Genomic DNA, 1,509 nt, shown 5'->3' with positions numbered 1-1,509 from the left:
TCTTCCACTCGAACATGAGCCGTACGGCGAGATCCAGTTGCGGTTCCGAGGTGGCTCAGTGCCGGATCTGCACCCCAGCGTCGGCGAGGGCCCGGATCACCTGGGCGGACTCGGCGAAGCCGATGATCAGCACGGCCTCCGCGCCGAAGTCCTTGATCTCCTTGGCGCCGGCGCCGAAGTCCACCGGGTTCGCCTTGGTGTCGGCCGGCGGCTCGTAGGTCAGCAGCTTCAGCCGGTCGCCGCCGATGCCGGCCCGCTCCAGCTCGGCCCGGACGGTGTTCTGGAGCCCTTCGCCGTAGGAGTCCTTACGGGCCACGATGGCGATCTTCTGCGGGCCGTCGCGGAGGATCACGTCGGCCAGCGCCCGACCCTGGAGGCTGTCCGGCGGCGCGGTACGGAAGTAGAGGCCGTTGTCGTCCAGCTCGGTCAGGCTGGCGTCGGTGTTCGACGGGGCGAACAGCACCTTCCCGGCCTGCACCACGTCGGGCAGCACGGCGCGGGAGATGCCGGAGGCGCCGGCGCCGATGATGACGTGGACGTTCCGCGCGACGTGGCTGGCCACGGTGGCCTTGGCGACCGCCGGGTTGGTGCCGTCGTCGCCGTCGATCCAGACCACCGGCTCGCCGAGCACCCCGCCCGCCGCGTTGATCTCCCTGATCGCCAGCTTGGTGCCGGCGGAGATCGGCGGGTACGCCAGCGCCAGGTCACCGGTCTGCGGCAGCAGGCCGCCCATGACCAGCGGTGAGCCGTCGCTGCGGTCGGTGCGGCCGCCGCGCTGCTTCTTCGCCTTCGGCGGCGCCTTGGTGCTCGCCGCCGACTCGTCCCCGGCCCCGACGAACTCCGTCTTGCCGTCGTTGAGCCGCTGGCCGTCGAAGTGCAGGGTGCCGTAGCTCGCGGTGGACGGCTCGCCGGCGTCGGTGAAGCCGGCCCGGGTCAGCGAGACGCTGCGGTACTCCACGTCGCGTCCCGCGCGGGCCAGGGCCAGGCACTCCGCTGGCGTCTCGCAGCGCTGCCCGCCGTTGGTCACCCCGACGATCTGCTTCGCGATGGCCGCCGGATCCGTCGTGCCCGCGAGCTGGGCGGCGATCGCGCTGATCACCACCGCGTCGTACGCCTCGGCGGAGTAGAGGAAGTCGCCCAGCTTCGGGTCGAGGGACCGGAGCCGGTTCTTGAAGTCCTCGGGCAGGGGCGTGAGCGGCGTCGTGCCCTTCATGCCGTCGACCAGGCTGGCGCGATCCTTCAGCTCGGCGGGGTACGAGTTCAGCATGTTGCCGTCGGTGCCGTAGAGGCGCACCTGATGGGTGGCCGCCTCCTCGGGCTCTTCGGTCCCGCAGGCGCTCGTGGCGAGCAGGAACGTCGCGCAGGCAGCCAGGGTGGCCGCCCGCGAGGCGCGTGACTTGAACATGGTCGTCCTTCCTCCGGCGAAGGTCCGCTGCGCACATTAGCGTGCTGGGCCGTGCCGCGGGACCACGGAGGCGGCTCAATCCGCAGGTGGCGCGCACTAACTTC

Annotated in this window: 1 protein-coding gene; it reads right to left on the bottom strand. The window is 71.4% G+C overall.

All coding sequences use genetic code 11. The features are described from left to right. Positions 1-55: 55 nt before the first annotated feature. Entirely contained in the window at positions 56-1,405 is a 1,350-nt protein-coding gene (locus AB0B91_RS65920) for an ABC transporter substrate-binding protein (protein WP_089002610.1), read from the bottom strand. Positions 1,406-1,509 lie beyond the last annotated feature (104 nt).

The organism is Nonomuraea sp. NPDC049141 (genome assembly GCF_040648415.1).
Lineage (GTDB): Bacteria > Actinomycetota > Actinomycetes > Streptosporangiales > Streptosporangiaceae > Nonomuraea.
Note: the sequence above shows the minus strand (reverse complement) of the source record. Positions and strands in the feature narration are given on the sequence as shown.

Excerpts from the sequence above, each read along its gene's own strand:
- AB0B91_RS65920 (WP_089002610.1), bottom strand. The coding sequence starts at position 1,405 with ATGTTCAAGTCACGCGCCTCGCGGGCGGCCACCCTGGCTGCCTGCGCG.